This window comes from candidate division KSB1 bacterium (genome assembly GCA_022566355.1).
In the GTDB taxonomy this organism is placed as follows: Bacteria; Zhuqueibacterota; JdFR-76; order JdFR-76; family DREG01; genus JADFJB01.
The window spans coordinates 1-23,054 of the sequence record JADFJB010000045.1 but is presented as its reverse complement, the minus strand read 5'-3'; the positions used below and the strand labels follow the sequence as shown (position 1 = coordinate 23,054).

Genomic DNA, 23,054 nt, shown 5'->3' with positions numbered 1-23,054 from the left:
TCGTTTTTCCTGTCTATTTACTTCCAGTGTCCCGGAATCCAGCGATATCCTCGGGAGGAGTTTTTCCAATGACCTGGAACCCATTTAAACCCCTTTTGAGGTTTTACCCATTTACTCTTAAGCCAAACATATTTGTTGCCATTCCATCTCCAAAATCCGGCAATCCAAACAGCTTTGGCAAAAGGTCTTGCCGGACGCACGTCGGCTCTTTTAGCCGGTGGCGCTGTTTTTACATAAACTGCACGTGTTGCACATCCCTCCAAATTTAAACAAGTAAGGCTTGTAACCATCAATATGGTTAACATTGATCTGATCTTCATTTCTAACTCCAATAGTTGATAACAAATTTATAAGAACAAAATCCAAAAGGCAAATCAAGTTCAAATACCATACCTCAAGAGCGCCCCCATCCATAGGAGCGCCAATGAGATATGATTTCAGTTACTTCAGTAAAGTCATTTTTCGAATTTGTTCAAAAGTGACATTTTTTCCGTTCTTTACCTGAATTCTATAATAATAGATTCCCGACGGCACTTGAGTTTGAAACTTGTTCAATCCGTTCCAGTTTAGCACATGATTTCCGGCTTCCAGAATCTCGTTTGCCAGGGTTACAATTTCCTGTCCCAATAAATTATAAACCTTAAGAGTAACTTCTCCGCTAACTGGCAGGTGTATTTGAATTGTAGTTTCCGGATTGAATGGATTCGGATAATTTTGATCCAATCCATATGTTTCCGGAATCGCGCCATCTATTGCATCGACACCGGTTGCGACATCACCATCCATCGTAATATTTGCTTGATAATTGTCATTCCCGGAATTTAAATCAACGGTTACTGAATCATCCGATGCTAAATTATTGTCGTTGTTTTGCTTTAATCCGGGTACTGCAGCGATTATCTGAACTTGTCCCGCTGCCATCTCATTGATTTCATAATTACCTTCTTCATCACTAACTGCAAATCCATCTATTCCACGCTTAGATCTTGCATATATCAATGCATTGGCAATAGGCTGATTTTGCCGTGTTACTACCTTGCCTCGGACTCTATAAGGGCCATTGCGTTTTTTGGCCAAGGCAAAATCAATACTGGATGACTCATGCGGTGAAACAACATTCACCAATGTTGCTTTATGCCAATTGTGGACATCATCAAAGAATTCGCCAATATAACCATCGGCCCAAGACATTACGTAATAATCACCATTGGGTAAACCCTTTAATTCATAAAGTCCATCAGCACTAGTCACACCAAAAAATGGCGGGCCACTTTGAGCGCCCACCGCAACCACGATTGCGCCTGGGATTGGTAAGCTGTCTAAATCTGCGGTCACCAAACCACTGATAGATCCTTCGTGATCAGGAATAGGTTTAAGGCTGAAATCTATACCGGCTTCGACTTCTGCCACATCCAGATCAACTACAGTAGCTTCTTCACGAGTTACGGCATTGTCAAAAAATTCCCGATGAAATCCTCTTGCCATTGCATATACATAATAAGATCCGGCAGGAAGGTTATCAATCCGGTAACTTCCATCATCATTTGAGAAAGCTTTACTTTGAAAGGGTGCGCCAATCAATTTTGCGATGATCAGTGCTCTCGCCAGTGGAGGATTTCCTTCATCTTCCGAAACCACAATCCCTTCGATTGCAGAAGCGGCATCTAAAGTAAAATCAATATCCCCAATTTGCTCATTTATACCAACAGAAACAGGAGTAGCATCGCTTAATCTCTTTGCCTCTAAGTAGAACTCGGGATGAAATCCTCTAGCGTTTGCTTTTACAAAATAAATGCCGGCATATAACCCGGTTAATAAATATTCCCCGTTTTCGTTCGTTTCGGTTTTTACCGAATGCCCCTGGCCGACTTCTGGATATGCAAAAACGGAAGCTCTCTCAATTGGACTGCCATTACCATCTGTTACTACACCACTCATTGTACTCAAAGGCAGAAGTGCAAAATTGATGTCGCCTGTATGTTCATTTTCTATGACTTGGACTGGAGTAGCTAGAGCAGGAATGAAAACATCATCAAAGAACTCATTATTATAATCTTTTGCTTCGACACCCATTAAATAAAAGCCAGGATCCAATTCCAACAAGTATTCACCATTTTCATTTGTGCGTACTTTTTTGTCACGATCCGAACGTGAATTATTCAAATCCCTGGCAAATACAATGGCTCCTTTAATGGGGGCGTTTGTCGAATCATCTACAATAACGCGACCTGAAATGGCGCCATGCATTGAAAGAGAAAAATCAATTCCATTTGTGGTATCCGGCACTTCGACATGCACAGCAGTCGCTTCATCCGGTCTAACCGCATTATCAAAAAACTCATGCTGGTAACCTGGCTTATCAGCTACAACCAAATAATCACCCGTACGCAGGTTGTCTATTATATAATTCCCATTTTCATCTGTTACACTATGGTGTTTTAAATTTACATCTAAACTATTTCTACCGAAAACACTAACATGCGCATGAGCAAGTGGCAATGAGTTAACATTACTGTAAACCGTTCCTGCAATTACTCCACCATGATTCATAGTAAAATTAATTCCATTTGCAGTGTCATTTTCAGCCATCTGCACTGGTGTTGCATCTTTAAAGCTTTGAGCTTCCTCAAAATATTCTGTGATATATCCTTTACCTTTGGCCCAAAGTACATATTTGCCCGGGATCAATTTCTCTAGTAAATAATTTCCATCAGGGTCAGTTAACACTCTTCTGGACCAACGTACGTGGCCTATCCGATAAGCCACAACTGCTGCATTCTCTACTCCTTCTCCGGAATTTTCATCTGTCACTCTGCCGGCTGCAGCGGCATTAGGACGACTGCCAACCACAACTTGCGAACCACCAAAAATCCTGGTTCCATTGTACTCTATATATGCTATCACTTCGCCCTGAACCGGATCATTCCCGGCGACAAATAATCCACGCTGGTTGATTTTTCCAATATGCCTCGGTTTAACCAACCAGTTAACGAGTAGATTCGGAACAACTTTATCGCTATTCTTATAGCTCAATTTAGCATGGAATCTTAGTGAATCTCCAAAACCTAACGCGGCTTTTTTCGGCTGAACAATTAACTCCAGTTTGGTGCGATCTTCAACATCGGTCTCCCCTACTACTATTTTTGCTCTGGCTTTAACTTCACGATTTAATAATATTGCAGTCGCGATTATAGCTCCGTTACCGGGTTTGTTGCCCGCAATAAAAAAGCCATCATCGGTTATTCTTCCTAAATCTTCAGGCTCTACTTTCCAATCAATCCGATCGGCAGTTAAAGCAGTAAAATTTGAAACTCCAAATAGCTGTGCTCGAAAACGAACCGTTCCCTGGATTGGCACTTTCGCTTCTTCCGGTGAAATAACCAAAATTTCATTTGTTTGTTGCTGTGCTGGTGTTTCCGAATTAAACAGTCCCAGACATACGGATACAGCAAGAACGACACTGTTTAAATATTTAGTAAATTGCCTCATGATACCTCCTTGTTTAATGAAATATAAAAATTAAGAGTTTGATTTACAGATATGAAAGCCAATCTTGTAGATTTATAATGAATGATTCTTTCAAGATAGATATTTGAATATTGTGAATAACTATTCGTTAAATCGGATGGAAAAAAAATACTCTTAACAAAAATGGTTGCAGATTTTAACTTTCTAACTGATTTAAGTGTCATTTTTTCTCCTGGTTTTTCTTATTATAATAATTAGAGGGAGCCGAAGCTCCCTCTCCCTTACCATACTCCGCTATTTGACGATGTAGGTAAATCCCCATATTTTAGAATTATATTGTAGCTGGTCATCATAGATAGTACCGTTGTCGATTGCATCGACAAAGGCATGGTAAATTCCACGTCTTTGACCAACAACCCAGTATCCGCTGTAGGTTCCATCCCCAGCTGCTTCATCAGGGTATACTCCATCATCATTCAAGCCCTTCCTTGCGCGTCGCATCCGGCGATCATTCTTATATCGCAGCGAAACAGTCTCGCCAGGCTTTTCCAGGTATGGTGAAGAATTATTAATTTTTGCAAATACTTTTACAGAATCACCTGGTTGCAGTGTTGGAATAGCTTCCAAGTCTCTAAAGAATTCCAGAGGATCTTCAATGGACCATTCCTGCCCATCGGAGTTTTGTATGGTTATATTTACAAATGATAGTGTCGTCTCAGGGCTTTGCGTTTCTGATCCGGATACTCTTCTCAACTTCCAGTCTTTTCGACGGTCTCCGCTATTTCCTCTTTTTTTGAATATCGCTTTACGAACAATTTCATTTTCCATGTCTTTTGTATAAAGAATTCCCTGGGCGACTGAATCTGTTGTGTCCGAAGCGAGAATTAGGAAATTGCCATTAAAGGATTTTATAATTGTGGCTACAAGAGTTGAATCATCGACTCTGTCGATTGACAGATGTTCTAACTGAAATCTACCTTTACGGCCAAATCGAAGTGGATCGATAAGGTTTGCCGTTTTACCAAATCCATCGATAGAATAAACAAGTGGCTGAGCGCCGTCATCATTGATTCCGGCAGTTGTAAAATAATCTTCATTTTCTTCAATTAATGCCCTTATAGCTTCTTCATCAGAATCCAAATCGAATGAAGATGGATCTTTTGAACATCCAAACAATAGTCCAACAGCTAATGGCGCTAATAACATTCTAATCCAAATATTCCTTTTCATTGTTCTTCTCCTTTGTTTATTGTTAAATTTTTCAATGATCTTGTCACTTTTTTTGGGCCCGTGTTACTTATTCCGCTCTTTCATAAGTCAAACTTTGTGCCACTTTAAAAAAATGTTCATGTGACCCTGTTTTAAGCACAAACTATCCAAAATCGCTCAATATCATAAAACTGAATAGATTTAACCTCAGAAATTATGTACCATTTGGTACAGACACATGAACCTAAAGGTACGATAATATGGTAATAGAGGTAAAAACAGTTGCACCGATTCTAACACACTTTTAAATTAGACAATGCAAATAATATTGAGGTGAACCAGAAAAGTGAAGGTATATTCAATTGGCCATAGTAACCGAAGCTTCTCCGATTTTTTATCTATTTTGTTAAATTACGAAATCAATCATCTTGTGGATGTCAGACATTACCCGGTTTCAAACCGATTTCCACATTTCAATCGAGAAGCCTTTGAAGACTCATTTTCCAATAGTCCTGAAGGACTCAAATACAGTTTTCTCGGTAAAGATCTGGGAGGAAAAAGAAATATCGACTATTCGAAGTACATGAAATCAGACTCATTTATTTCAGGCATGAAAGAATTGTTTAAAATTGCAAAATACGAAAATACTTGTTTTATGTGTGCCGAAAAAAATTATTTACATTGTCATAGAAAATTTATTGCCGATAAATTTATTCGGTTAAACTGGCAGGTATTGCATCTTGTGGAAAAAAACCGGGCGATTTCTCACCCGATCTCATTATTTTAATAATAGGATTTTTAACTAATTAAAATTAATTAGTATTGTTCATTTTTTTTGACAGGATTTACAGGATATCAAAACCAGAAAAGAGTGGATTGATTCAATTTTTATCGAAATCGATGCTTATGCTACATCTTGTTGATCCTGTCAAAAAGTAATTTAAAAACATAGAGATCAAAAAAACATCAGCTGTTTTCAAGCATGAAACCAAGCATCATTATAGACGGATACAATTTGATTCACCGAGTCAAAGAATTGCGTGAGTTTTTGAAAATTGATATTCAACATGCCAGAATTGAGTTAATCAATAAACTAACCGGATTAATATCCCGGAAGAATATAAGTATTCGTTTGGTGTTTGATGGCGATCGAGTTGGGCAACCAAGCCATCAATCGATTAATAAGATCCACGTTATTTATTCAATCAAACCTCAAATTGCCGATACGGTTATCAAACAATTTGTGGACAAATCCAAAAATCCTAAGAATTTACTTGTGGTCTCTTCTGACAGTTCTGTTTACCAATACGCTAAAAGTGCAAAAGCCCAGGCAATACGCTCGGAGGAGTTTTACAGCAAATATCTTGATTCAAAAAAAAGTAGCCCCTCGCCTAATTTGCAAGAGGAAATGAGTCAACACGAATTACAAAACTGGGTTGACATTTTCAATAATACTGAGGGAAATGAAAAATAAACCTATACAGCAGGATTTGGAATTACAAGCGTCCTGGTCTCAGAAGCTTCAATCGATCATAAAACGGAGACGACTTGCAGTTTACATGATCATCGGAGGATTTCTGGTTCTATTGATCATCTTTAATTTAGGCAATTTCTTTTTACTTAATCAAATGCGAGCGCAACTTGAGTCCGAGCAAGAGCTTCGTTTGAAATCAGTTGCGATATTAGCAGCAAATCTAATTGAAAAAAATTTACAGGATGAAGGGCTACTATCCTTAGAATTCGGGCAAGAAAATCAAATCACACTTCTTCTGATTCAAGATCAATTAATGAGCATTAAGAAAACCCATCAATTGGAAGGCTTGTTTATTATCGATGCAAAATATACTACCATTGTTGATAGTTATTCAGATTTTGAATTTGACATATCACATGCCTATTTAAAAGAGGATTCTACCACTATTAAACAAGCTTGGTCCGGTATTCCGGTTGCAAGTCCTATTCACATTTTAAATGATCAACGATTCATGAACGCATATGCACCAGTACACAATTTAACCGGGCAAACGATGGGTATTCTGGTAACCGAGGCCAATGCCTATTTTTTTGATTTAGTGGAACAGTATAAAAACACATTCTTTGTTACTGCGACTGTAAGTATCGGAATTTTTATTCTGTTTGTCACTTTCATCCTTTATGCATTGAGGTTGTTAATTCGCACTCAAGAATCCCTATCAAAATCGGAACGACTAGCCATGATGGGCCAGATGTCGGCTGTGCTTGCTCACGAAATCCGTAATCCGTTGGGTATTATTCGCGGGACTGCCGATGTGCTTAAGTCCAGGTATCAAAATGAAAAGAAGCCGGACCAACTGTTTCAGTATATTCCCGATGAAGTAAATCGGCTCAATAAATTGGTAAATGATTTTTTACTTCTAGGTAAAGAATCTAAATTAAATTTTGAAAAAAATGATTTAAATAAATTGATTGAAGCTACAATCGAAAAGATGAAACTCAATAACGAACAAAGTAAGGTCAAATTTCACTTTGATGCAAAAGCAATTGAACCATTCCCGTTTGATCTCGACGCCATGCAGCAGGTTTTGATCAATTTATTTCGAAATTCAATGCAATCAATAGAGTCCGAAGGTGACATTGTTATTAAAACAAATTACTTAAGCAATAAACATAAGAATTTTTACCAGGTTCAGATTATTGATTCCGGTTCGGGTATTGAAAATCCAGATGCTATTTTCGAACCCTTCTATACCACGAAAAGCTCCGGAAGCGGTTTAGGGCTGCCGGTATCAAAAAAAATCATAGAGGGTCATGGCGGTAATATTGAAGTTGAAAGTCAACCAGGTAATGGTACAACCATCACAATTAATCTACCTGTAGAAAATCATTAAAAAGGAAATCATATATGGATTCCAGATCAATTCTAGTAATTGATAACGAAGAAAGAATGTGTGAAATACTGAAAGCCTGCCTTGAATCGGATCAGGTTGAAGTTGATGTTGCCTTCGATGGTGAGCAAGGGTTTAAACAATTCCAAACGAAGCACTACGACCTGGTTATCACGGATCTCAAAATGCCGAAAATTACGGGTCTGGAACTGCTTGATAAAATTAAAGAAAACTCCCGGGACACAGATGTGATTCTGATGACTGCCTTTGCTACTGCTCAAACCGCTGTAGAAGCTATGAAACGCGGAGCGTACGATTATTTAATCAAGCCATTTGATATGGAGGAATTACGGTTAAGAGTGGATAGGTTATTGGATAATAAACGTTTAGTGACAGAAAACCGGGATCTACGCCGGCAACTAAAAACACGCTATAATTTTGATAATATTACCGGTAACTCAGGGAAAATGCAAGATGTTTTTAAACTTGTTGAAAAAATTTGTAACGGTGACACAACAATTTTGATTCGAGGCGAAAGTGGTACGGGCAAAGAACTGATTGCCCTGGCAATTCACCAAAACAGTTCGCGAGCCGATGAACCATTTATAGCTGTGAATTGTGGTGCAATCCCGGAAAACTTGTTGGAAAGCGAGCTATTTGGCCATGAAAAGGGTGCATTTACCGGGGCAGATCGGATTAAAAAAGGAAAATTTGAAATTGCCGGGAAAGGAATTATTTTTTTGGACGAAATCGGCGACCTATCTCCAAGTCTCCAGGTTAAATTACTTCGAGTTCTTCAAACCAAAAAATTTGAACGGTTGGGAGCAAATGAATCAATTTCATTAGAAGCAAGAATTTTAGCAGCTACCCATCGGAACTTAGAAGACGCCTTAAAAGAAGGTAGTTTTCGGGAAGATTTATATTACCGCATAAATGTTTTCCCTATTTTTTTACCGCCTCTTAGAGAGCGACGTGAAGACTTACCGGAACTCGTGGATCACTTTATTAAAAACTTTTCCAAAGACAAAGCTATAACCATAGAACCAACAGCCCTTGAATCTCTCATAAATTATGATTGGCCGGGGAATGTGCGTGAATTAGAAAATGCCATTGAAAGAGCGACAATCTTATGTGGTGACCAATCCATATCTAAAGAACATTTTCCACTATACATTCATTCACAAAAACCAGTAAAAGGTTTTTCTGAACTTCCTGATAAAGGAATTAACCTCGATGAACATGAACGGGAGTTAATCTATCAAGCCATAACCAAGTCACAAGGGAATAAAAGCAAAGCTGCAAATTTACTTGGAATTACAAGAAGAAAACTGTATTCAATGATGGATCGATTGGGAGTCAAAGAACTCATTAACCAATAATGAGACCAACAGAAATTTCTAACTATTTAGAGAATAAATATGCGTAACAAGTTAAAAATACTATACTCCGCGATCACAATACTATTAGTAATTGCCGCAACCTCAAATTTTTTACACCGGATCCATTTTGATCCCCAGGTTTTAGTCGAATTCAGATTGCAGGAAAATGACGAAACCGGTGAAATTCTAGTTACATATATAACAGAGGGAGGAGCTGCTGACCTGGCAGGAATTAAAGTAAACGATGTTCTGCTGGGTTTTGATGGCAATCAATTTTTGACTTGGAGGAATAAACACCAACCTGGCGACAAGCTAGCATTCAAAATTCGTAGAGGCAGCGAAGAAGTTGACGTTGTAGTTACATTGGCACAACGAAATAGATTAATGCCTGTACTTTTTTATCTGGTTGGTATGTTGTTTCTTTTGGTTGGTTTTGTTGTGGTTATCAAAAAACCGGAAATGCGCACAGCAAGACTTTTCTATTTTTTCTCAGCGACCTTTTTCATCATGCTCGTCTTCAGTTCAAGATCTATCAATCAACCATTTCATGATGTAATTATTACAATCCATACAGCGGGTATGATTCTTTGGGGGCCTTCCATGGTTCACTTTTTTATGAATTTTCCAAAACGAATCTCTTTATTACATAAGTATCCCAAGGCTGTTTTTCTCTTTTATCTACCCTCGATTTTGGCATTTACGTATGTCCTATTCATCAACAAACAATCCATTTTGGAAAATATAATTATTGGATGTTATTTCTTCGCTGCATTCGGTTTACTTGGCTCAAACTCACATAAAATCACCAATCCCCACGAACGAAAATCGATTCGAGTGATACAATTTGGCATGTTTTTAGGATTCATGCCATTAGGCATTTTCGCCTATTTCCCAGATTTCGTAGTGAATGTCTTAGGTGAAACTGCAGTCGCTTTTGTTTTTGGATTGATGGGATTTGTGCCAATATCGTTTGGATACTCAATCATGCGATATGGTCTAATGGATGTGGAAATCATTGTTAAAAAAAGCCTGGTTTACAGTATGCTCACCAGTTTTTTTGTACTTCTCTATTTTCTTATTGTGATGGAATTGGGTGAATATTTGGCAAATAATCTCGGTTTTGCCGGCCAAACTTCAAATATCATTTTTCTGGTAATTGTTGCAATTGCTTTTCAACCGGTTAGAAACGCCATCCAAAACCTGGTCGATCGGCAGTTTTATAGAAACAAATACCAATATCAAAAAACCTTGCTTAAACTGAGCCAGGATCTGCCGGGTTTTACTGATATGCCGGGCATTTTAAAACATATAGCAGATACGATATCCGATGCCATGAAGGTTACGAATGTTTTGGTCAATTTGTATGATCAAGAATCCAATCAATATGTGCTTCGATTCAAAACAAAAGGAATAAAGAGCTCCAGAATTAATTGGAAAGATGGAAGTAACAGCCTTATTGAGCTTATCAAAAAAGAGAAATCTTGTTGTCTGTTTTATAAAATAGAAGAAGATGCAAGTTACAATAACCTCTCACTTTCCGAGAAAGTAAAAATTGAGAAAGCTGGAATTGTATTGTCTGTCCCAATGTTTTACCAGGATGCTATGATAGGTTTAATCGGACTTGGGCCAAAAGCTTCCGGTCAGGTTTATAGTATGGAAGATTTGGATCTGCTGCAAACAGTGGCAGGAAATGCCGCAATCGCTCTTGTGAATTCGCGACTGCATCAGGAAGATTTACGAAAACAAGCATTTGAGAATGAACTCGTGATGGCTCGTAATATCCAGGAAGGATTGCTTCCAAAAGAAGATCCGAATATTCCGGGACTTGAAATTACCGGAATTTCTTTACCTTCAAGTATAGTTGGCGGAGATTACTATGACTATATTCCTTTACCAAAAAATCGTTTACTCTTTCTCGTTGCAGATGTTTCCGGAAAAGGTATGCCGGCGGCTATTTATATGTCAAAAGTGCAAGGGATGATCCAGATGGGCGCCGAAATTCATAGCAGTCCCAAAAAACTTCTGATGGATGTAAATCGCAGGATTTACAACTTCCTGGACTCTAAATCCTTCATCACAATGGCCCTGGCTAAGGTTGATACCAAACTCAATAAAATCACTTTTTGCCGGGCAGGACATTCACCGGCACTCATAAAAAGGAAAAACACAACAGAATGGCTGACTGGCAATGGCATCGGTTTAGGTCTTGAAGAAGGAAACATTTTTGATGAATCCATTGAAGAGCGCCAAACTAAATTACATAAAGGCGATTATTTTATACTCTTTAGCGATGGATTGACCGAAGCAATGAATCAAAACCACGAACTTTATGGAGAGGAGAGATTACAAGATATCGTTGAAAATGGAATGTTTAGTTCAGCCGGTGAATTAAAAGACTTACTCCTTAATGATCTGAAAAATTTTCAAGCTAACTCTCAACAGACAGATGACATCACGATTGTCATTGTTCGATTTCTTTGAAATACAAACTAAAATTCCAAACATCTAATTCGTTATATTTGGATCATCAACCAAATGAATACTTATTTTAAAATTACTAAAAATCTTTTTACTAGCCTGAACTCGATGTCTTAAAATTAGTTTGAAACTATCATCATAATTTCAATAAATGAATTACCAAATATCGGGATGGAATATTTATAGGTTATAAATTTCTAAAAAAATACATGAAAACTCCTTTAGGAGTGAAATATAGGATTCTGTTGTTAAGCATGATTACACTAAATGCAAATATTCCACTCCTCCGGAGTTCCGAATCAGAGACTTATACCTTCCCTATAAACATTTCACTCCTACGGAATTGGATTGCGATCAATACAAAGAATTATGTCAAAGTATCTTTTATTATGATGAACCTTATGATTGCGTGCGAGAACCTCGCTTTTAGCGGGGATCCACTTAACTGGAATGAAAAAATATCAATGACACTGGATATCGAGTTCTAGTTCGGACGCTAACTATAAACAAAAATTCAGATATTATGAGAATTAAACCTCCTTATACTTTTGAGACCGAGCGTCTTCTGATGCGTTTACCGATCATTGAAGATGCTGATTCCATATTCGAGCAATATGCCCAGGATGAAGATGTCACAAGATATCTAATTTGGCCACCCCATAAAAGTATCGAAGACACCAAAGATTTTTTAAAAAGATGTCAAACAAGCTGGAGCTCCGATTCTGATTTTCCGTGGGCTATTATTAGAAAAGAAGACAATATATTGGTTGGTATGGTAGGGATTAGAATCAACGAGCACGGTGTAAACCTGGGATATTTATTGGGCAAACAGTTCTGGCATCAAGGCTATATGATTGAAACCCTAAAACCAATTATTGATTGGGCGTTCAGCCAGGATGAAATATACCGAGTTTGGGCTTTTTGTGATGTGGAAAATACATCTTCTGCCAGTTTACTTGAAAAAGCAGGGCTACAAAGAGAGGGGGTTCTTCGTTGCTGGATTGTTTTGCCTAACCGAAGTAAAATTCCAAGGGATTGTTATAGCTATTCTAAAACCAGGTGACCGAAAACAACTTTAGGATCAATTTAGTTTGAATTTTCTTAATCAAATCCAGGTTTAGCACACCGTTAACAAGGGAACCATAATCTAAAGATTCCATTTAAAGTTTATCGCTTTACATTTCTTTGAAACAGATCGTGACGAGTTAAACAAAGCTGTCACAGACTAGTGGAATGATTCCAAAATAATGTATGTTTCAGAATAAATAGTTATGAATTGTCAAATTCTGATTATAAAGTGTCATTTGTTGTCATTGAATATTGCGATGATAATTAGGAATGGTTTAACTAGCAGGACAAACATCGCGGAGACCACTTCGTTAATTTCCGCAACGACCTATTCGAAGTGGTCTATTAAGTTTTATAAATATGAAAAACAAATAAAAATATTTATATGAAATAATATAGTTTTCGTATCAAATTCATATTCATGTTTAATTAGCCTGACCTATTCATAAACCTAATCACTTTCAATCTAGGAAATGGTTTTTTCACTATGTTTTATGCTTAAATCTCAGCTTTTTCAAATGTTTGGAAATAGACCCCTCCTGGGTGACACAGATGGGAGTTTTAAGCTTAAAAGCATGATTCATGAATTATGCAGGTTAGTACTACTTTTCAAAAGTTTAGATATGATAAAAAAAACGGCCACAGAACTCTTGATTTTAATTCTAATTTCACTTTTCTGCGGATTCCCCTCAAACGCACAAGAGTCTGCATCAATTGATGGATTTATAAAGGACCTCAGTTCCGGGGAAACGTTAATCCATGCAAATATTTACCTCGCAGAGACACTGCAAGGCGCTACCTCGAATAGAAGCGGTTATTTTAGAATTACTGGCATTCGTTCTGGTCGATATACGTTGGTTGCATCCTACATTGGTTATGATAAATATCAACAAACAATAACAATCTCATCGGGACAACATCTTCGCCGGGATATTGAAATACGGCCATCGATTATCGAAACGGAGGGTGTAATCATAGAAGCTGAAATGGCCATTGATGAAGCGAAGCCGGTTGGTGTCGTAGATATGCAGTTGAGAATGGTTAAACAACTACCTGCAATCTTGGAAGCCGACTTATTTCGATCGATCCAACTGCTGCCGGGAATTAAAGCTGCCTCAGATTTTTCGAGTGGACTCTATATTCGCGGCGGTAACCCGGGACAAAACCTTATTCTAATCGATAGAACCACTGTCTACAACCCCTCCCATTTTTTTGGTTTCTTTTCGACATTCAATCCCGATGCTATTAAAGATGTTCGTATTTTCAAGGGCGGCTATCCGGCCGAATATGGGGGTCGCCTCGGTTCAGTAATCGATATTTACAACAGGGACGGTAACCGCAAGGAATTCCAAGGACGGTTAAGTATTGGGACCATTGCCAGTCGTTTGATGCTTGAAGGCCCCATAAAAAGAGGTTCCTGGATGCTCGCAGCTCGACGATCCACACTCGAACCTATGCTGGCAATTTTACGGAACAATGTTGATGATGTCCCGGATGCTTTTTATTTTTATGATCTTAACGGAAAAATTAATTATGATCCAGGTCCCAATGACAAGCTGAATATATCGCTTTATTCAGGATTGGATAAGGTTAAGTTTCCTTTCGCCGATGATGCCGATTTTGACTTAAGATATGGAAATTTAACTTTAAGTACAAATTGGACACATATCTTCTCTCAGAAAATATTCTCCGTTTTTACACTCACCGGATCACGCTATTTTAACTATCCTCGCATAAACATCAGTGGTACAAAAATCGAACGAGACAATAAGATATTGGATATTTCCGCAAAAGGCGACTTCGAATTTATTGGTTTAAATCACCAAATGAAAGCCGGCTTTTGGGCAGGAGATTTAGACCTCACATTTAGAAACCGGTTTGATGAAGAAGAAACTTTGTCTGAAAAAATCAATGCAAAATACGGATCGGTTTATTTTGAAGAAACCTGGAAACCCAACAAAAAATGGAACATTAAAGGAGGCATCCGAGGTAATTTCTTCTCCGCCGGCGATTACATTCGTTTCGAACCCCGCCTGTCAGTTGAACATATTTTCAGTCAAAGATTTTTAACACAAGTTGCATTGGGTCGGTATTACCAATTTTTAACCCTAATAACCAATGAAGCCTTTAGCGGTTTCGATACCTGGCTGACAACTGATGAAGGTGTGCCTCCATCTTGGGGTGATCAGTTTATTTTAGGGTTTAAAACAAGACCAAAACAAGGGCTTCATTTTGATCTTGAAATTTATTATCGCACTATGCGTGATTTGTTTGAATTTGATCCCCGGGTTCCCGATCCTGCCGGGCTAGACTATAAAGACCTGTTTCGGTTTGGAAAAGGGTATGCATTTGGCGCTGAATTTTTTCTGGAAAAAAAAGAAGGAAGGTTGTTCGGCTTTATTGGTTATACTTGGGCAACCAGTCGTCGCCGATTTCCAGGATATAATAATGATAAATACTATCCACCTAAATACGATCGGGTTCATGATATCAATATTGTGATGAATTATAAGCTGAGTGAAAAATGGCGATTAACTTCTGTGTTTAACTATGCAACCGGCCAGACATTTACACCTGTTTTAGGCACGTATTACGTAAAATATCCTACAAACTCTTCAGATCGTGCGCCTTTTATTGTTGGTGACTTAAATTCCTCAAGGCTACCCTCATACCATCGATTTGACCTGGGATTTATTCGATTTGGGAAGTTCCTGGGATTTGCAGATTATCAACTTCAAATTCAAATAGTCAATCTATATTCACGGCGTAACCTGTGGTTTTATGCATATGATCTCGATGAAAACCCGATTAAACGGGACGACGTCCGCATGTTACCCATTATCCCCAGTTTATCTTTTTCATTGGAGTTTTAATTTGGGTGCCACAGACTTACACTGATTAAAACCTACAATGATTAAGACAGGATTTATTAAATGATAAATAAATGAAATAGGATATCGCTAAATCATAAAAAGAGCAATAATGAATATAAAAAACAGTAAACGCGTTATAATTCTACTCTTCTGCTTTTGCATCATTGGTTGTGGTGTAACAGAACAAGAAACTTTTGAGTCAGAGTATATCTTAGAATCCTATCTAATTGCCTTAGAACCTCTACCAGAAGTAAGGCTCTCCAGAACCGTACCATTTGGTCAACCTTACTATTTTGAAAGACAAGCGGTTTCAAGGGCTAGTGTTCAAATCAAGCTATTAGACAAGAATGGAACGATTAGCCAGGTTTATCCCTACGTGCAAATTATAGACGGAATTTATTTATCAACAAAATCCGGTGCTGTTGTCCAACCCAATCGAACTTATGAGTTAACTGTTACTTTTGACAATAATGAAGATTTTTTGCAGGCAACCACCATTGTCCCTGATAGTTTTTCAATCATTAAAGTAAATCGTTTTCTTACTGAATTTCAATCCAAAGAACAAGTTGAAATAACAGTGACTCGGAGCTTTTATCCTGGCAGACAAAATATTTTCCTACTTTCAACTGAATCACTTAATCCTAAATTGGAGGAGTTAACGCCATTCTTAAAAGATTTTTTTGATCCGGAAGAGGATGATCTGAAAGATTTTATTATCCATGAATCGCCCCCGTTTAATGAGGGGAACTATGATTTAAATGAGGATGGCACTTTGACTATCAAGATTCCATGGATCGCAATTAACTTTTTTGGACCAAACAAAATTTCAGTTAACGCGATCGATGATAATTTTTTTGATTTTATTCGCAGCCGGGATATTCAGATCAGGGGCTCCACCCTATCTCCAGGCGAAATACCTGCAATTATCGAACATGTAGATGGAGGAACCGGAATTTTTGCCAGTTTATCACGTGTATCTGTAGAGATACTAGTAACCCGCCCCGATCCATAAAAAATCTATTGTTACTTGAGCTAAAAAAGAAGGTCGCTGTACGAAACTGAAACCAAATCATTTTTGCCAATTTCAAATCTGGCCTGTAAATCATGCAAACACTGGTTGGTATCCGGTTCATTCTCCCCTTTATTTAAAACGCCTTCAAACTCTATGAAATTACCCAGGTTGTCTACTTCGTCTAGATGGATCCGAATATTTTTGTATAGATATAACTTTCGAATTTTAGACACCACAATTGAAACACCCAAATTTTCAGATAACATCATTTTAAGTTCTTCGTTGTTTTCAACCGCCAGGCGCTGGTATCGGCTTTCCCTACTTTGGGGAATATTTTCTCTGAAATAGCCAATTAATTCGGCCGGTTCATTTTCAGCTTCACGCAGTTTTAGTCTTCCCTGGTTTACATTGAAATAAGTATCCACCTGCTTTCTGCGCCATTGGAATTGAGCGCCAATCTTAATGGAAAGCTCTTCAGCAAGCTTGAGATTCGGGTATTCTGCTTTAACTTCTATGTTTCTCATTTCTATCCAGATATATTTATTTCGTATTGTTGTTTAAAATCAAATTATTTATTACTTTAGCAAGAGAATTTTTCGGTTGTGTGATTAAGGTAATTAATGCTAAACATTGTATGCGCAATGAATTGCGAAGCCCGGCCATTCATTGACCACTTTAAGCTAAACAAAGATTTTTCCAATAGAAAATTTAACCAGTTTCTGGATGAAAACATTTCTCTCATTGTTAGTGGAATCGGAAAAATGAAATCGGCCATAGCTACCACGTTCCTGTTATCTCAGGCCAAAAACCTGGATTCTTCAATTATTTTCAACATTGGCATTGCCGGTTCTGCCAAACATCACAGCATTGGGGCGGCAGTCTTGGTGAATAAGATTACTGATCATGAGTCCGGACGAAGTTTTTTCCCTGCTGCTTTACAAAATCATAATTTGGAAGAAGCTAGGCTGGAATCCTTCAGTCAAGCAGTATCGAGAGAAAATACCAATGTGGACAATCTAGAACTTGTGGACATGGAGGCAAGTGGTTATTATGAAGCAGCTTCCAATTTTTTATCGGCATCTCAAATTTATTGCATCAAAGTTGTCTCGGACCATTTAGACGATCAAAAAATATCGAAGCAATTCGTATCAGATTTGATCTTGCAAAATCTAGATGGTCATTTTTAGACAGGATAAACAGGATTATCAGGATAAAAATCCAGTATATCTTGTTAATCCTGTCAAAAAAGAAAAAACAGCTTTGATCCGGTCTAATATTTTTTGAAAGTACAATTCATATCAAATGATGAAGAAATCCTTTCAAATTTTGATAGCAGTTATTGGAATTTCCATACTTGCTGAATCTTTGGATTTGATCAGCAATAAAACGCCTGTATCCGGAACCGAAGACAATGCTTCTGAATCGTTAATTAAACCCACAAAATTCCAAAATCACAAAAAACAAAACAAAGTCAAACCGGATCAACCGGACCAATTTGTTCAGTTTTATAATGAAATCCGCACGAGAACAGGAGAAACCGTTCATGGTTATCCGGCTAACTACAAAATCCTTGAGCTTAAAAAAGCAAAGAAAACCAATTCTCTTTCGAAATCCAGAAACGTTACCCTTCCCTGGCAAGAAAGAGGTCCTGGCAATTTAGGTGGGAGAACCCGGGGATTAATCATTCATCCGGGCGACCCAACTCACAATACCTGGTTTGCCGGATCTGTTGGCGGAGGCATTTGGAAAACCACTGATGGCGGCAAATCCTGGGTTAACAAAACCCCGGATTTGCCAAACCTGGCAACCACTACTCTGGCAATGTCGCCGGCAAATCACAATGTGATCTACGCAGGAACCGGGGAGGGATTTTATAATTTTAGCGGTATCACCGGCGATGGGATTTTTAAATCCATAGATGGTGGTGAATCCTGGCAGCAACTCGTAAATAATTTTCATTTTGAAAACATCAACCGGATCGTCGTCGATCCTTCGGATGAAAATGTTTTACTGGTTGCAGTGAATAGTGGGTTTTTTCGACCGGATAAGTGGAAGACTTCCCATATATATCTCTCGACGGACGGTGGTGAAAGCTGGCTGCAGGTCTATGATGCGGGTACAAACCGGGTCCAGCAAATCGTCGCCAATCCCCACAATTTCAATACACTTTATGCTTGTGTAAATAGTGTGGGAATTATTAAATCTTTTAATCGCGGAATGACTTGGCATCTATCTTCTTCGGGTATCGAGGATATGAAAAGGATAGAACTGGCAATCGCAGCCACGGATACTTTCAGGCTTTATGCTGCCGTGGAAGTGAATGCTTTTACTTCCAATCTATATATTTCAGAGGATGGCGCCATTAGCTGGCGGCTTTCTTCTGAAGAAATCGAAGAGAATCCAAATTGGCTTGCGGCGCAGGGCTGGTATAACAACGCAATTGCAGTTCATCCCTTCGATAAAAACATTGTCTTCTTTGGTGGTTTAAATATCTGGAGAGCCGATTTCCAGGCACATGGTGGAATTGGGGGAACTATTATCAATGTTGAACAGAACAACACCGCATCATTTTTATCCTTTGTTGATTTTGGCACTACCTACGCAAACGGAGGTCTTACTTTAGTCGATAAAGACGACGCTATGGGTATCGACAAATTTGACTATGTTTCCGTAGAACTTCGATTCGGCCCGGGGATAAAGCAAAAAGCGCATCGCTTTTCGGCTCCTGATGGACCGGGAATTCCGCCCAATTCGTATACATATGAAGATTACATCGATGTGCCATTTCAGGTTTGGGATAAAACCAATCAGCGCCAGATAATGGTTTCATTCCGGGACAGCGATAATGACATGGAATTTAACTTAACCTCAATTGAAAACAACATCGTGGGAAGGGAATATATTTTTATCAATTCTGTGGAGTATAATCCGGACGCACCCGATCCTACTATAGCCCTTCCCGGTGGGCAGATTTACAAAAACATCTACTTTATTTGGCCGATCCTCACAAGCGAAGCTTCCTGGGATCCGGAAAATTTACCGGAATCAAACCTTTTCATAAACTACGGCGCTCACCTATTATTTAAACGATCGACAGAATTAACAAGCTGGTACGAGGATAGGCCTAATGCGGATCACGAGAGTGGCTTTTTCCCTTTTGTTCATGCAGATCATCATAATTTGACGGTTGTACCCATTGATGAAGTTATGAACCAGTTTTGGATAGTAAATGCCAATGACGGCGGAATTGAAATTTCCAAAGATGGTGGTACGAATTGGGAAAAAACTTTAAATGGTTATAACACCACCCAACACTATGGTGTTGACAAAAAACCCGGGGAAGATATTTACATCAGTGGAATGCAAGACAATGGCACCTGGCGTTCGCCGAGCAATGGGGACGAGATGAGCCAATGGCTGGAGCAACTGCCGGGAGATGGTTTTGATGTTTCCTGGCATTATAAGAATCCACAAAAAATAGTGGCTTCAACTCAATTTAATGGAATCTATCGTTCCGTAGACGGAGGCTTGAATTGGGAATCTTCCGTAACCGGACTTTTAGATTTTTTCCCCTTCTTTACTTCCATTGCAAAAACCAATAGCGATCCGGATTTACTCTTTACAACCGGTGACAGGGGTGTATGGAGATCTGATAATTTTTCTGAAGATTGGATCTTAAGTGCAATCTCGGATAAGAATTGGAGATTTTCAAACCGTCGTTTGCCAGTGAAAATATCTTTAGCTGATCCGCAAATTGTCTGGGCCGGTAGTCAGATGGCAACGAATAATAAACTCCATGTTTCCGTGGATGGCGGGATTTCTTTTACGCCCGTTAATAATTATGAGTCCGTGATGGGTAACATTACAGGCCTTGCAACACATCCGACTAACGATTCTACAGCATATGCCTTGTTTTCATTTGCGAATTCGCCAAAAATACTTCGCACCACCGACTTAGGCAACAGGTGGCAGGATATTTCCGGCTTTCATATGAACACTTTTAGCAATAATGGCTTCCCGGATGTTGCCACCTATTCTCTCTTAGTTTTACCCCACCAAACAAACATAATTTGGGCCGGCACTGAAATTGGACTATTCGAATCATCCGACAGTGGTGAAACCTGGAATTTTTCTAACAACGGTCTGCCGGCGGTTTCTATTTGGCAAATGCGTGTTGTCGATGATCAAGTTATCGTTGCCACTCACGGCCGCGGAATTTGGTCCGTGACAATTCCCGAGCTTGCATCTTATTCACCTCCGGTTGTGACATTATCCCCACGATTAAATCCACTCAGTCAATCCCTAGACGGACAACTGCCAATCAATATTAACCTGAGATCGGTTTACGATTCGACGCATATTATTCTAAACAATGAACTTTTTTTTACATTATTCAATACAACCGTTTTAGACACTACAATAATAGTTAATCCTAAGTTTAACGGAAAAATTACCGCAACCATCTTGTCTTTCAAAGAGGGTAGAAAATATAAAACATCACAAAGGGAAATCGATGTTTTGGATATTAAGCCGGCTCAAACATTTTACAGCAATGATTTTAATACAGAAACAGATGACTTTACCGGCATTGGCTTCCAAATCACAACTCCGGATGGTTTTTCCGACGGCGCCATTCATAGTCTTCATCCCTATTTAAAAAGTGGAAATATATCCTATAAATTATTAACACCCATACTTGTTCAAACCTCAAATACCTTCTTAACTTTCGATGAGATCGTCCTGGTCGAGCCTGGTGATGAAGGCTCCGTATTTGGCGATTCAAATTTTAAAGATTATGTCATTGTCGAGGGATCAAAAAAAATAGAGAATTGGCAGCCGCTCGTAAAGGGATACGATGCGCGTTCTGACTCTTTTTGGCTGGAAGCCTACAATGCTAAAAATGATGGAAATCCGGCTTTATTTAAAAACCGAACGATAAACCTGCTTGATACTTTTTCTCCGGGTGATCAGATTTTGATCAGGTTTCGATTTTCTTCCGATGTTAGTAATAATGGCTGGGGCTGGGCAATCGATAATTTAAAAATTCAGGAAGCCGCAACCTCTGTAGAAATTACTGACAATGTTCCCAAGTTTTTTAGCCTCGAGCAAAACTATCCAAATCCTTTTAATCCTGACACTGAAATTCAATACACGTTGCCAAGCTCTGCGAAAATTACGCTAAACATATTTAATATAACTGGCCAGAAAGTAAGAACGTTAGTAGCCGGGACAAAACAAGAGAAGGGTAGCTACACGATTACATGGAATGCTAAAAATGACCACAATTTTGATTTACCAAGTGGTATATATATAGTTCGATTGCAGGCTGATCAATTTGTTCAAACCCAAAAAATGACCTTGGTCAGGTAAGAGAAGTTAAACATAAAATAAGGAAAACTTGTTAAATAATGGTTAACACCCTAACTTAATTATATGTGGTAAAAATATTCAAACCATTAAATGAAAGGACGGTCCCATGTCTAAAACATTGAATCGCCGGCAATGGCTGGCCCGTAGTAGCACTGCATTAGGAGGGACATTGTTAGCAGGATATGGTGGATTAAACCTTGGACTCATTCCGGAAGTTAACGCCGCTCCAAATTCACCCATTCGAATGATGTTTAATGAAAATCCTTATGGCCCTTCACAAGCAGCTCGTAAAGCGATGATCAAAGCTTTTAATGAAGGGAATCTCTACTCGAAAGATGCCTATAATACCTTAAGGAAAATCTTTGCAGAACAAGTAGGTGTAACTCCGGATCACGTTATCATAACCTCGGGTTCTACTGAAGTTCTGAATGTAGCCGGCTTGATATACGGATTGAACCAGGGTGAGATCATTACTCCGCACCCAACATATGGGCGACTCTATCGCTATGCCGAACGGATCGGAGCCAAGATCCATAAAATTCCACTCGATGAAAATGTACATTTTGATCTGGATGGGATCAGAAAAGCCATGAACAAAAATGTTAAACTGGTTTATTTATGCAATCCCAATAACCCCACCACGACAATCACTCCAAAAGACAAACTGAGAGAACTGTGTGAGGAGCTATCCAAAAATACCTGTGTCATGGTTGATGAAGCCTATTTTGACTATGTGACCGATCCTCAATATGACACCATGATCGACATGGTTAAAGATGGACATAATATTATTGTTACAAGAACAGCCTCCAAAATCCATGGCCTGGCCGGACTTCGTGTAGGCTTTGGCATTGCCGATCCTGAAACCATTAAAAATCTCGCACGTCATATAACCGGCACCACAAATATCATTGGACTGCGAGCCGCTATTGCGAGTTTTCAAGACCAGGAATTCCAGGATTTTAGCCGGCAAAAAAATCTCGAATCCAGGGAAATCGTTTACAAAGCTTTAGAAAAAGCCGGGCGCAAATATTTGCAATCCCATACTAATTTCATCTTTTTCCACACCGGCCGACCCATAAAAGAGTTCCAAAAAGCGATGGAGCAGCACGGCATCATCGTTGGCCGGCCCTTTCCTCCATATGATGATTGGTGCCGGGTGAGCATGGCCAAACCTGAAGAGATGAAGCTTTTTGCCAGTGCTTTTGAGAAGGTAATGGGTGTGGAAATAGGGATTGGGAATTAAGGTATAGGGTATTGGGTATTGGGTATGAGGTATGAGGTATGAGGTATGAGGTATTAGGTATGAGGTATGAGGTATGAGGTATGAGGT

At 38.8% G+C, this 23,054-nt stretch carries 15 protein-coding genes; 11 read left to right on the top strand and 4 right to left on the bottom strand.

What is annotated here, in order from left to right; all coding sequences use genetic code 11:
- Positions 1–17 precede the first annotated feature (17 nt).
- The 3 genes from IIC38_09740 to IIC38_09730 form a co-directional block, all read right to left on the bottom strand.
- Positions 18–320 carry a YXWGXW repeat-containing protein gene (locus IIC38_09740; GenBank protein MCH8126231.1) on the bottom strand — a complete coding sequence of 101 codons (303 nt, stop codon included), beginning with the start codon at positions 318–320 and terminating at the stop codon, positions 18–20.
- A gap of 121 nt (positions 321–441) precedes the next feature.
- The gene (locus IIC38_09735; GenBank protein ID MCH8126230.1) at positions 442–3,489 is read right to left on the bottom strand and encodes a carboxypeptidase regulatory-like domain-containing protein; all 3,048 of its coding nucleotides are present in this window, start codon (positions 3,487–3,489) and stop codon (positions 442–444) included.
- Between the two features lie 273 nt (positions 3,490–3,762).
- Positions 3,763–4,698, bottom strand: coding sequence for a hypothetical protein (locus IIC38_09730; protein ID MCH8126229.1), 936 nt, complete (start codon positions 4,696–4,698; stop codon positions 3,763–3,765).
- A gap of 325 nt (positions 4,699–5,023) precedes the next feature.
- On the opposite strand from IIC38_09730, the gene IIC38_09725 reads away from it, so the two are divergent.
- The 8 genes from IIC38_09725 (at position 5,024) to IIC38_09690 (ending at position 16,351) form a co-directional block, all read left to right on the top strand.
- Positions 5,024–5,464 (top strand): DUF488 domain-containing protein, encoded by a 441-nt coding sequence (locus IIC38_09725; GenBank protein ID MCH8126228.1) that lies wholly within the window; start codon positions 5,024–5,026, stop codon positions 5,462–5,464.
- Positions 5,465–5,659: 195 nt separating this feature from the next.
- Positions 5,660–6,151, top strand: a complete 492-nt coding sequence (locus tag IIC38_09720; GenBank protein ID MCH8126227.1) for an NYN domain-containing protein — start codon at positions 5,660–5,662, stop codon at positions 6,149–6,151.
- Positions 6,141–7,544, top strand: a complete 1,404-nt coding sequence (locus IIC38_09715) for a hypothetical protein (GenBank protein MCH8126226.1) — start codon at positions 6,141–6,143, stop codon at positions 7,542–7,544. Before IIC38_09720 ends, IIC38_09715 begins: the two co-directional genes overlap by 11 nt.
- Before the next feature lie 14 nt (positions 7,545–7,558).
- Positions 7,559–8,920, top strand: coding sequence for a sigma-54-dependent Fis family transcriptional regulator (locus IIC38_09710; GenBank protein MCH8126225.1), 1,362 nt, complete (start codon positions 7,559–7,561; stop codon positions 8,918–8,920).
- Between the two features lie 39 nt (positions 8,921–8,959).
- Positions 8,960–11,401, top strand: coding sequence for a SpoIIE family protein phosphatase (locus IIC38_09705; GenBank protein MCH8126224.1), 2,442 nt, complete (start codon positions 8,960–8,962; stop codon positions 11,399–11,401).
- A 526-nt stretch (positions 11,402–11,927) separates the two neighbouring features.
- On the top strand, positions 11,928–12,461 hold the full coding sequence (locus tag IIC38_09700; GenBank protein MCH8126223.1) for a GNAT family N-acetyltransferase: 534 nt from the start codon (positions 11,928–11,930) through the stop codon (positions 12,459–12,461).
- Positions 12,462–13,089: 628 nt separating this feature from the next.
- Positions 13,090–15,339 carry a TonB-dependent receptor gene (locus IIC38_09695; GenBank protein ID MCH8126222.1) on the top strand — a complete coding sequence of 750 codons (2,250 nt, stop codon included), beginning with the start codon at positions 13,090–13,092 and terminating at the stop codon, positions 15,337–15,339.
- A 109-nt stretch (positions 15,340–15,448) separates the two neighbouring features.
- The gene (locus IIC38_09690) at positions 15,449–16,351 is read left to right on the top strand and encodes a DUF4249 family protein (GenBank protein MCH8126221.1); all 903 of its coding nucleotides are present in this window, start codon (positions 15,449–15,451) and stop codon (positions 16,349–16,351) included.
- 20 nt (positions 16,352–16,371) lie between these two features.
- Here the strand turns inward: IIC38_09690 and IIC38_09685 are convergent, their stop codons facing one another.
- The gene (locus IIC38_09685; protein MCH8126220.1) at positions 16,372–16,875 is read right to left on the bottom strand and encodes a class IV adenylate cyclase; all 504 of its coding nucleotides are present in this window, start codon (positions 16,873–16,875) and stop codon (positions 16,372–16,374) included.
- 117 nt (positions 16,876–16,992) lie between these two features.
- Between IIC38_09685 and IIC38_09680 the strand changes: the two genes are divergently transcribed.
- The 3 genes from IIC38_09680 to IIC38_09670 all read left to right on the top strand — a co-directional run bounded on the left by IIC38_09680 (position 16,993) and on the right by IIC38_09670 (position 22,967).
- The gene (locus tag IIC38_09680) at positions 16,993–17,538 is read left to right on the top strand and encodes a hypothetical protein (protein MCH8126219.1); all 546 of its coding nucleotides are present in this window, start codon (positions 16,993–16,995) and stop codon (positions 17,536–17,538) included.
- Between the two features lie 115 nt (positions 17,539–17,653).
- Positions 17,654–21,721 carry a T9SS type A sorting domain-containing protein gene (locus IIC38_09675; GenBank protein ID MCH8126218.1) on the top strand — a complete coding sequence of 1,356 codons (4,068 nt, stop codon included), beginning with the start codon at positions 17,654–17,656 and terminating at the stop codon, positions 21,719–21,721.
- Between the two features lie 106 nt (positions 21,722–21,827).
- A complete protein-coding gene (locus IIC38_09670; protein ID MCH8126217.1) occupies positions 21,828–22,967 on the top strand; it encodes an aminotransferase class I/II-fold pyridoxal phosphate-dependent enzyme in 1,140 nt (379 codons plus the stop codon).
- Positions 22,968–23,054 lie beyond the last annotated feature (87 nt).